The sequence below is a fragment of the Plantibacter sp. genome (assembly GCF_059073635.1).
Genome location: NZ_JCACOF010000006.1, coordinates 23,823 through 33,126, shown reverse-complemented (window position 1 = coordinate 33,126; position 9,304 = coordinate 23,823). Strand labels below are relative to the sequence as shown.

Below are 9,304 nucleotides of genomic sequence, written 5' to 3'. Positions count from 1 at the left end.
GGCGGGCGTGGCAGAGGGCGGGGTGGTCGAGCTCATGGGAACGGTCCTTGCATCGGGTCAACGCGACCCGCAGCGGCATCGGATCATCGACGAGCAGGTGACGGACCCGCGAACCGGGCCAAGCACAGTCTGGCGGGGGAGGGGCGGGGGTCATCAGTCCCAGAATGGGTCACGCGCCCGAGTTGTGGGAGGGTGGCGGAAGGTGGATCGACGAGCCCGGCATCTCCCGGCCAGCATCGACCACTCCGACTTGACCCGATGGAGAGTGACCTCCGCATGGCTGAACCGCCACCCGCAGCCGATCCCGGGGGAGACCCACCCGCGCCGCTGAAGTTCACACGAACGACGGCGGGACAGTTGCTGATCGCGTGCTCGATCATCGCGGCGATCGGTGCGATCGTCGTCGTCAGCGTTGTCGTCGGCGGATCGCGTCCTCCAGCAGCCGTGCAATCGGACAGCCAGTCCTCGATGCAGTCGCCGCCAGCTGACGCTCCTTCGCTGCAGGCTGCGGATGATCCGATAGAACAAGCACGCGAGGTGGTTGGCGGCTCGTACTCCTACGAACGAGTGCAGCAGGCGACTGCCGCGGCGCTGGTCGCAACCGGTACGCCGGTCACGACCGACAACTTCTCCAGAGCCTGGAGTTCGGTCCTCGCCGTCACCGACAAGCTCGGTATCGAGCCGATGGAGGTCATGTTGTGCGTGCCAGAGCTCGCTTCCTCCGAATCGGGCCTCACCTTTCCAGAGGTCGCTGCGCTCTGTGCCAGTGAGATCTATCTCGGCAAGCGGTGACGAGGGCGGCCGACCACCGACTCTGAGCGGACCCGCTGGCGTTGGCGTCCTCGCGAGCTGACCCCTGCGCCGCACCGTCATGAGGCGCGCGATCAGCGGCGGAGTAGCTGGTCTCACGGACAACGCGTGTGGCTTATGTCACCAGTGCATTGACGTCACTTCACCCTGCGCCTAGCGTCGATGAGATGTTCGGCATCGGCCGATCCGCAGCGGGGGAGGAGCCTGATGAGGAAGCCCTGGTACATCTTCACGGCCGGCCGTGGCAGGTGCGCCATCGTGCTCGTGTGGCTCGTCCAGGACGGTTCTCTGGCAGGAGGTCCCGCTGCCGATGCGTCGAGCGCGGCTCTACGCGGTGATCGTCATCGTCGTCGGGCCTGGGGTCCAACATGCTCCGGGATCGTCTCCTCGCGAAGGGTCGGGTCGACGAGTCGGCTGGTCTTGAGCGTGACCTGATCCGTCACCGCCCGGGCCGGGAGCTTCAACGATCTCCTGCTCGTCTGCCTCGGGCTCGGCGGAATCTTCCTGCTCAGCGGCAACACCATCGCCGGGCTCGGCTGCATCGGCCTGGTCATCATCGCGATCGTCAGCGTCGAGACGCGGGTGGCGCATGCTCAGACGTCGTCAGCCCGCGAACCCGTTGAGACCACGGGATCCGCGACCACCTCGACCTTGAACCCCGCCTCGTTCTCGAGCCAGCCCGCGTAGTGCTGCTCGCCACCGGCGTGCGGATAGCGGTCCTGGTACAGCGGCCGCCAGCCGTGCTCGGGGCCCGCCGCCATGATCGCGTCGACAGCCTCCCGCGTGCCGCCGCGGAACGCGAGATGGTTCACGCCCGGCCGTCGCCGATCGTGCGACTCCGCACTGAGGTTCGGCGACGCCGTCAGCGTGACGTAGGTGTCGCCGGCCTCCCAGGACTCGCCGCCCGGCCATTCGCTCTCCTGGGAGAACCCGACACGCAGACAGCAGCCAGGCCCAGCCCGCACGCTCCGCCTCCACGTCCGCGAGCCACACCTCGACGTGATGCAACCCGGGCCCGACCAGCGCCGACGGACGCTCCCGCTGCAGCGCATCAGCTCCGTCCTGCAGCCGCTCCAGCGTCCCCGCCACCGCGACCCGCGCGAGCGCATGCGGCCGCGCGAGCACGTCGATGTTGCGCGCGATCCGCACGTCCTCGAGCGGCACCAGCACCAGCCGCGGGTCGGCCCGCGGCGCCGTGTACCTCGGGAACAACGCCAGCAGCTCCCCGCCCACGATGAGCGACGCCGCCAGGTGGTAGTCGTTCACCCGATGCGCGCGATGGAACCGCACCCCCGCCGTCGCCTCGACCACCCCGAGCGCGACATCCGGCGCGAAGCCCGCGTGGGCGGCGATCCACGACTCGTCCGCGAGCTCGACCGCCGACACCGACGACCGGCCCGCGAGCGGGTGATCCACCGACATCGCCACGTCGAACGGCTCGCTCAACAGCGTCGTCACCGACAGCTGCTCCGACGGCCACGGCTCGTCATGGTCCATCCGGTGCGCGATGACGAGGTCGTACTGATCGACGAGCTCGGCGAACTCCGGTTGCGCGACATCGTGCTCGCCGAACACCAGCGACGGTCCGCCATCAGCGTCCTCCAGCAACCCCGGCAGCAACGCCTGCCCGGCACTCTGGAACGCCGCCACCCGCACCCGTGCGCCGGTGTCGCCGCCGTACTCGCGCACCGTCTCGGCCGCACGGTCGATCAGCGTGTGCACCGTCCCCGCCATCTCGGCCAGCGCCATGCCCGCCTCGGTCAGGCGGATCTCGCGCCCCACCCGATACGTCAGCGCGACGCCGAGCTCGCGATGCAGGGCGGCCAGCTGCTGCGAGATCGCCGGCGCCGTCACATGCAGGTGCCGCGCGACCGCCGCGATCGTGCCGCGCTCGGCCAGTTCGCGCATGATCCGCATCTGAGAGAGATTCATCAGCTCAAGCTAACTGGTCACGTGGAAACCCTCAATATTCATGACGGATCGATCTGACTACGTTGGTCACCAGGACAGCGCAACGACGCCCGTCCGCGACAGCCGGCACCACCGGCCGCCGCCGCTCCCGCAGGAAGGAACGCCGTTGCTCGCCCTCTGGAAACGACCCGACACCGCCGGTTTCGAACTCGTCGAGCGCGCGATGCCGGCCATGGGTTCCGACGACGTCCTCATCCGCGTCCACCGCACCGGCATCTGCGGCACCGACCTCCACATCGAGTCGTGGGACCCGTGGGCGGCCGGCGCGGTCGACGCCCCGCTCGTGCCCGGCCACGAGTTCTCCGGCGAGGTCGTCGAGGTCGGCAGCCGCGTCGAGGGGATCCCCGTCGGCGCAGCGGTCTCCGGTGAGGGGCACCTCGTCTGCGGCACGTGCCGCAACTGCCGCTCCGGCCGCCGCCACCTCTGCCGCCACACGCGCGGCCTCGGCGTCAACCTCGACGGCGCCTTCGCCGAGTACGTCGTCCTGCCGGCCACCAACGTGTGGGTCCACGGCGACCAGGTCACCCCCGACCTCGGCGCCCTCTTCGACCCCCTCGGCAACGCCGTCCACACCGCCCTCAGCTTCCCGATCCTCGGCGAAGACGTCCTCATCACCGGCTGCGGCCCCATCGGGCTCATGGCCATCGCCGTCTGCCGGGTCGCCGGGGCGCGCAACATCGTCGCGACCGACGTCGTCGCCGACCGCCTCGAGAAGGCCCTCGCCGTCGGGGCGGACCGCGTGGTCGACGTCTCGAAGGAGCGGGTCGCCGACGCCCAGGCCGAGCTCGGCATGCTCGAGGGCTTCGACATCGGCCTCGAGATGTCGGGACAGGCCGCCGCCGCCAGCGAGCTCATCGAGAACCTCAACACCGGCGGCAAGGTCGCGCTCCTCGGTCTGCCCTCGACCAACATCGAGATCGACTGGACCAAGGTCATCACCCGCATGATCACCATCAAGGGCATCTACGGCCGCGAGATGTTCGACACCTGGCACCACGCGAGCGCGATGGTCGACCACAGCCCCGAGCTCCGCAACGCCCTCGAGTCGCTCGTCACCGCCCGCTTCCCGCTCGCCTCCTGGCAGGACGCGTTCGACACCGCGCGCGGGGGAGCGGCGGGCAAGGTGCTCATCGACTGGACCGACACCCGCGACGTCGTCATCACCGGCGTCGTCGACGAACAGGCACCGGTCGCCGCCCACGCCGCGACCGCCGCCTGAGCGACCGCCACACTCAGCTCAACCGCCCACTCGACCCCGAGGAGACGACATGTACGGCACCATCAAGACGCAGCTGCGCGACCAGCTCGACCGCATCGAGGCCGACGACCTCACGAAGCGCGAGTTCGCGATCACGTCCCGCCAGGGCAGTCACGTGACGATCGACGGCCGCGAGGTGCGGAACTTCTGCGCCAACAACTACCTCGGCCTCGCCAACGAGCCGTCGATCGTCGATGCGGCCAAGCTGGCGCTCGACGAGTGGGGCTACGGGCTCGCGAGCGTCCGCTTCATCTGCGGCACGCAGCAGATCCACCGCGACCTCGAGCAGGAGCTGAGCGCCTTCCTCGGCACGGAGGACACCATCCTGTTCTCCTCCTGCTTCGACGCGAACGGAGCCGTCTTCGGTGCGCTGTTCGGCGAGCACGACGCGATCATCTCCGACGCGCTCAACCACGCGTCGCTCATCGACGGCATCCGCCTGAGCAAGGCCCGCCGCCTGCGCTATCGCAACCGCAACATGGCCGACCTCGAGCAGCAGCTCATGAACGCCGCCGACGCGCGTCGCACCGTGATCGTCACCGACGGCGTGTTCTCGATGGACGGCTTCTACGCGCCCTTGGACGAGATCTGCGACCTCGCCGACCGCTACGGCGCGCTCGTCCTCGTCGACGACTCGCACGCCGTCGGCTTCGTCGGCCCGGGCGGTCGCGGGACGCCGGAGTTGTTCGGCGTGCAGGACCGCGTCGACATCCTCACCGGCACCCTCGGCAAGGCGCTCGGTGGTGCGTCGGGCGGGTATGTGAGCGCGAAGCAGGAGATCGTCGACGTGCTGCGGCAGTCGGGCCGGCCGTACCTGTTCTCGAACAGCCTGGCGCCGTCGCTCGTCGCCGGAGCGCGTCGGGCCGTCGAGCTCGCGGCGGAGGGTGACGAGCTGCGCGAGGGACTGTTCCGCAAGGCGGACCTGTTCCGTGCCCGCATGACCGAGGAGGGCTTCCGGCTGCTGGAAGGCTCGCACCCGATCATCCCGGTGATGTTCGACGACGAGCAGCAGGCGGTGCAGGTCGCGGCGCGGATGTTGGAGCAGGGCATCTACGTGATCCCGTTCAGCTTCCCCGTGGTGCCCCGCGGCGAGGCCCGCATCCGCGTGCAGATCAGTGCCGCGCACAGCGAGCAGGACATCGAGGACTGCGTCGCGGCGTTCGTGGCGGCGCGGGGGTAGGTGCGGCGGCTACTCAGCGAGGTGATCGGCGTCGCTGAGGGCGGCCGTCGATCGAAGTCGCATGCTCAGCACGTGCCGCACCGACCCGTCTGCCCCGAGGTCGTCGTCCACGCGTCGCATGCCGATCTTCTCCGCCACGCGCGACGACGCCCGGTTGTCGGGGTGGACGATCGCGACGAGCTCTGACGAGTCCGTGTGCTCCTGGGCGAAGTCCCGACTGGCGGCGGCGGCCTCGGTCGCGAACCCTCGACCCTGCCAGGCGGGGCTCACGTGGTACCCGACCTCGAGCTTCAGCTCGCCGTTGACCCGCTGCCAGGTCAGGCCGCAGTCACCGACGAAGTCGCCGTCGTGGGTCTCGATGATCCACAGTCCGAGGCCGTACGGACGCGTAGTTGTCCTGGTTCCAGGCGATCCACGCCGCGGCCTGCTCGCGGGTCTTCGGTGACGGGTAGAACTCCATGACCGCAGGGTCGCCGAGGAGCTTCGCCATCTCGTCGAGGTCCGCCGGTGTCATGCGCCGGAACCGCAGGCGCTCCGTGTCGTGGGGGAGCGCCATCAGCCGCGCCGCATGCTGCGCGCAGCGAACCCGTCGAGCGCTGCCAGAACGGGAGGCGCAGTCCAGAGACGGTTCCGCTGTCGCGACGAGCCGACCGTGAGGATGCCACGGTCGACGAGGGTGTCGAGGGTGTTGAAGACCGTGCGATCTGAGGCGTCGAGATGTTCGCGCACGAGTCGACTGTTCATCACCGGATGCTCCAGTGCCAGTGCCGTGATGCGATGCGCGGCCGAATCGGCGCGGATGTCGCGCAAGGCCTGCTGCCATGCGGCTCGGATGGTCTCGATCTCCTCCACCAATGTCCGTCCGTTGGCGATCGCGAGGAACGCACCGTCGGCGAAGACGTGGACGATCGGCTCGACGTCGCCCTGCCGATAGCTGGTGAGTGCAGCGAAGTAGTCGTCGCGCTGCTGCAGGATGCCGGCTGAGATGGGCACAGTGACCCCGCTGGTCAGTCCGACTCGCCGGAGGGCGGCCTGCACCAGCGCTCGACCGGTGCGCCCGTTGCCGTCAGGGAACGGGTGGATGGTCTCGAATTGCGCGTGAGCGACGGCGATCGCAGCGAGCGGGAGGGGTGCCGGTCGGAGGGAGTAGGCGATGAAGTCGTCCATCGCCGCTGCGACACGGTCATGGTGCGGCGGAACGAAGTCTGCTTCATGCGGACCGAAGTTGCCGCCCCCGATCCAGACCTGCTCGTCGCGATATCGGCCGGTGATCTCCGGTGCCGATGTGCCGAGGAGCTGCTCCTGCATGGCGATGATCGTCGTGTTGGAGAGCTCGTCCGATGCCGCGAGTGCTGCCTCGAGAGCTCGGACATTGGCGACGATGAGCGGTGCGTTCCCGGTATCGCGCTCGTCCAACTCGGCCTCGGCGATCGCCTTCGCGCTGCTCGTCAGGTTCTCGATCTGCGAGCTCGACGCCGATTCGCTCCGCAGCAGGATCGACGAGAAGGGCGCGGTGACGTGACCGACCTCGCTGTCGAAACGGATGATCCGTTCCTGCGCTTCGCCCAGCAGCTCCACGAGACCATCCGACAAGCGGATGTCGAGGTCCGCGATCGGCGGCGGGACCGCGGCGTCGTATGGCTGTGCGAGGAGCAGCCGCTCGCGCTTCGGCAACGCGTCGGGAGCGATACGCGACCGCCAGGGCCGCTGTTCATACGTGACAGCGGTCGTCATCGTCCCCTCCTGTTTCCCGGCCGAAGTTGCAGTTACGACAGCCGTTAGTGAAGTTTAGGCGCTTATCCTTCACTAAGGAACCTTCGGGGTGCGGTTTGGACGCCGATGTCAGCGGTTTGACTCTCCCGTAGGGGGAGGCGTGATGCTTGAAGCATGTTGCACATCGGAGAGTTCGCAGGCATGACCGGGTTGAGCGTGAAGGCGCTCCGCCACTACGACGAGAAGGGCGTCCTGGTTCCGGCCGACGTCGATCCCGACTCCGGCTACCGCCGCTACGGCGAGGAGCAGGTGCGCGCGGGCGTGATCGTGAAGGCCCTCCGCGATGCCGGCGTTCCCCTCGCCGCGGTGGGCGTCTCCGTCGCCGGCGCCGACCCGTCGACCGCTCTCGACGTGCACCACCGCCTGGTCCTGGAGCAGCGGGAGCAGGAGGACCACGCGTTCGCGCAGGCCCGCTCGGTCGTCGCGTCGCTCGCGGCACCGGTCGAGATCGTCGAACGCGCGCTCCCGCCCCAGCCCTATGTCGGCCGGGTGCTCACCGTGCCGCGCGGCGACGAGGACGCCGTGACGGACGACGACGCGAACGAGCAGTTCTCGCAGCTCTACGTCGCCCTGCAGGAGGCCGGGGTCGGCCCGACGGGCACGTTCTGGACCGCGCTCCGACCGGGCGAGCAGGGGGCGGTCGAGATCGTCTGCTGCTGGCCGACCTCGTCGCAGCTCGAACCGACGTGGGGTGGTGACGAGACCACGGTCGACGTGCTGCCCGAGCGGACCGAGCTCGCCGCGGTCTGGCGATCCGAACCGGGCGTCGAGCTCCCGGAGGGATCGACCCACCCCGCGGTGGTCGCCCTGTTCGACGCGATCGCGGAGCGGGGGATCACGATGCCGACCACCGAGCTCCGGCAGCGGGTGCTCGGCCAGACCGCCGACGAGTACACGGTCGAGGTGTCGATCACCCTGCCGTGAGGTCGCTGGTCCCATCGCGCTTCCCGGGGGCGTGTCAGGCCGGGTCGTTAGGCTGGAGTCGTGGCCAACAGCAAAGATTTCGACGCCCGTTACGAGCTCCGTGAGTTCCCGTTCGCGAACGGGGCCGACGGTGAACCGACCCCGGAGAGCCTCGCGGCCCTCGACGCCATCGGATTCGGCTTCCACGAGTCCACCCCCAAGCCGGAGGCGCGCAAGCGCAAGGTGAACGAACTCATCGCCGACGAAGCGGTGCTGCTCGGCGCCTACGTCCGCAAGCCGCAGCCCGGTTCGGTCGACGAGACCTGGCCCGCGGGCACCTTCTCCTGGTTCCCGAAGGCGCTCAGCTGGGGCGACGGCACCAGCATCAACACGCAGGCGATCTCCGACGTCACGGTCCGCCCGACCGAACGACGCCGCGGCATCCTGCGCCGCATGATGACGCAGGCTCTCGAGCGCGGCGTCGCCGACGGCTATGCGATCGCGGCCCTCACCGCCAGCGAGGGCACGATCTACCGTCGGTTCGGATTCGGCTCCGCGATCCGTGAGCGCAACGTCGTCGTGAAGCGCGCGAAGGCACTGCCGTTCCTCGCGCCGACGAGCGGCATCGTGTCCGTCGTCACGCCCGAGTACCTGGTCGACGGCGTCGCACGTCAGGTGTTCGACCGCTTCGACGAGCGTTCGATCGGGTCCATGGTCCGCAACACCGGATCCTGGCCGCTGGTCCTCGGCACGCTGGGTCGCGACGGTGAACCGGCGAAGGACACCCGTGCCGCCGTGCACCGTCCCGCCGACGGCGAGGAGGTCGACGGCTACGTCACGTGGCGCATGGTCGAGCAGCCCGGCGGTCAGACCGGTATCGAGATCATCGACCTCGTCTACGCGACCGACGCGGCCTACCTGTCGCTGTGGGAGTTCCTGCTCTCCATCGACCTCAACGACGTCGTGAAGTACAACCGCGCCCGCCTCGACGACCCGATCGTCTCGGCCCTCGGCGACAACCGCGCCTACGACATCGAGCACGAAGAGGACCACGTGTGGCTGCGCGTCCTCGACCTCCCGGCCGTCCTCGCGTCGCGTCCGTTCGCGGTCGACGGCTCGTTGACGATCGCCGTGACCGACGCGCTCGGCTACGCGGCGGGCACCTTCCGCCTCGAGGTGACCGGTGGTCGTGGCACCGCCACGAAGCTGAGCGACGAGACCGACGCTGCCGGCGCCGACCTCGCGCTCGACGTCGCCGACCTCGGTTCGCTCCTGCTCGGCGCGGTCTCCCCGGTGTCGCTCGCCGCAGCCGGTGTGCTGCAGGCGGCCGACCCTGCTGCGCCGCTCCTGCTGCGATCGATGCTCCAGACGCCGCGCGCGCCGCACGGGATCACCTTCTTCTAGGCGGT

8 protein-coding genes and 2 pseudogenes are annotated in these 9,304 nt (G+C 69.3%); 5 read left to right on the top strand and 5 right to left on the bottom strand.

Annotated elements, in window-relative coordinates:
• The first annotated feature begins 258 nt into the window (after positions 1-258).
• Complete coding sequence (locus AC5JOC_RS05220) at positions 259-792, top strand: hypothetical protein (RefSeq protein WP_494245669.1); 534 nt, start codon at positions 259-261, stop codon at positions 790-792.
• A gap of 611 nt (positions 793-1,403) precedes the next feature.
• Here the strand turns inward: AC5JOC_RS05220 and AC5JOC_RS05215 are convergent.
• Positions 1,404-1,833, bottom strand: a pseudogene (locus tag AC5JOC_RS05215) (VOC family protein).
• Between the two features lie 48 nt (positions 1,834-1,881).
• Positions 1,882-2,727, bottom strand: a pseudogene (locus AC5JOC_RS05210) (LysR family transcriptional regulator); the annotation flags it as partial.
• A gap of 160 nt (positions 2,728-2,887) precedes the next feature.
• On the opposite strand from AC5JOC_RS05210, the gene tdh reads away from it, so the two are divergent.
• Together tdh and AC5JOC_RS05200 are read left to right on the top strand one after the other, a co-directional pair.
• The gene (gene tdh, locus AC5JOC_RS05205; RefSeq protein WP_137244318.1) at positions 2,888-4,000 is read left to right on the top strand and encodes an L-threonine 3-dehydrogenase; all 1,113 of its coding nucleotides are present in this window, start codon (positions 2,888-2,890) and stop codon (positions 3,998-4,000) included.
• 49 nt (positions 4,001-4,049) lie between these two features.
• A complete protein-coding gene (locus AC5JOC_RS05200; RefSeq protein ID WP_079706562.1) occupies positions 4,050-5,219 on the top strand; it encodes a glycine C-acetyltransferase in 1,170 nt (389 codons plus the stop codon).
• Between the two features lie 9 nt (positions 5,220-5,228).
• On the opposite strand, the gene AC5JOC_RS05195 is transcribed toward AC5JOC_RS05200, so the two are convergent.
• The 3 genes from AC5JOC_RS05195 to AC5JOC_RS05185 are packed head-to-tail and all read right to left on the bottom strand — an operon-like array spanning position 5,229 to position 6,953.
• Complete coding sequence (locus tag AC5JOC_RS05195; protein ID WP_494245671.1) at positions 5,229-5,579, bottom strand: GNAT family N-acetyltransferase; 351 nt, start codon at positions 5,577-5,579, stop codon at positions 5,229-5,231.
• Positions 5,548-5,775, bottom strand: coding sequence for a GNAT family N-acetyltransferase (locus tag AC5JOC_RS05190; RefSeq protein WP_494245667.1), 228 nt, complete (start codon positions 5,773-5,775; stop codon positions 5,548-5,550). The genes AC5JOC_RS05195 and AC5JOC_RS05190 overlap by 32 nt, the downstream gene beginning before the upstream one ends.
• Positions 5,775-6,953 (bottom strand): Fic family protein, encoded by a 1,179-nt coding sequence (locus AC5JOC_RS05185; protein ID WP_494245665.1) that lies wholly within the window; start codon positions 6,951-6,953, stop codon positions 5,775-5,777. The genes AC5JOC_RS05190 and AC5JOC_RS05185 overlap by 1 nt, the downstream gene beginning before the upstream one ends.
• Positions 6,954-7,106: 153 nt before the next feature.
• Here AC5JOC_RS05185 and AC5JOC_RS05180 point away from each other — a divergent pair, with 153 nt between their 5' ends.
• Both AC5JOC_RS05180 and AC5JOC_RS05175 read left to right on the top strand, forming a co-directional pair.
• On the top strand, positions 7,107-7,916 hold the full coding sequence (locus AC5JOC_RS05180) for a MerR family DNA-binding transcriptional regulator (RefSeq protein WP_494245664.1): 810 nt from the start codon (positions 7,107-7,109) through the stop codon (positions 7,914-7,916).
• Positions 7,917-7,976: 60 nt separating this feature from the next.
• Positions 7,977-9,299: a GNAT family N-acetyltransferase gene (locus AC5JOC_RS05175; RefSeq protein WP_494245662.1), complete on the top strand. Its 1,323-nt coding sequence runs from the start codon at positions 7,977-7,979 to the stop codon at positions 9,297-9,299.
• Positions 9,300-9,304 lie beyond the last annotated feature (5 nt).

Excerpts from the sequence above, each read along its gene's own strand:
- AC5JOC_RS05220 (WP_494245669.1), top strand. The coding sequence starts at position 259 with ATGGAGAGTGACCTCCGCATGGCTGAACCGCCACCCGCAGCCGATCCC.
- AC5JOC_RS05200 (WP_079706562.1), top strand. The coding sequence starts at position 4,050 with ATGTACGGCACCATCAAGACGCAGCTGCGCGACCAGCTCGACCGCATC.
- AC5JOC_RS05190 (WP_494245667.1), bottom strand. The coding sequence starts at position 5,775 with ATGGCGCTCCCCCACGACACGGAGCGCCTGCGGTTCCGGCGCATGACA.
- AC5JOC_RS05185 (WP_494245665.1), bottom strand. The coding sequence starts at position 6,953 with ATGACGACCGCTGTCACGTATGAACAGCGGCCCTGGCGGTCGCGTATC.
- AC5JOC_RS05180 (WP_494245664.1), top strand. The coding sequence starts at position 7,107 with ATGTTGCACATCGGAGAGTTCGCAGGCATGACCGGGTTGAGCGTGAAG.